This window comes from Limimaricola sp. G21655-S1 (assembly GCF_027213785.1).
Lineage (GTDB): Bacteria > Pseudomonadota > Alphaproteobacteria > Rhodobacterales > Rhodobacteraceae > Limimaricola.
The window spans coordinates 1-302 of the sequence record NZ_JAPWGO010000165.1; the positions used below are offsets into that span (position 1 = coordinate 1).

Sequence of the window (302 nt, forward strand, 5' to 3'; positions counted from 1 at the left end):
GTCTACCTTTTTTCGCATGAGAAAATCAGAAGCGAGGGATGCTTGTCCCCTCCGTGTTCAGTGATTTTTTCATCAGCGCCTTCTGTTCTGATTCCAGCTGACGTTGCTGGGCGTTTTGCATCGCCACCATGAGATTTATCCGATTGGATTCACTCTGGAGTAGAGCCTGTTCAACTGCTATTCGGGATGTAAGGTCGGCAGACTCCTTCGCTGTAGGGGTCTTACCAACCTGAGCCATCATTTGCTCCAAGCCATCGAGGCGTTCCATAGCCCCTCGATACGAAGCATCGAGACTGGCCACA

The 302-nt window shown here is 51.0% G+C and carries 1 protein-coding gene; it reads right to left on the bottom strand.

All coding sequences use genetic code 11. From position 1 onward, the window contains the following. Nucleotides 1-25: 25 nt before the first annotated feature. A partial coding sequence (locus O4G76_RS20310; protein WP_306467400.1) for a type IV secretion system protein occupies nucleotides 26-302 on the bottom strand: 277 nt, incomplete at its 5' end.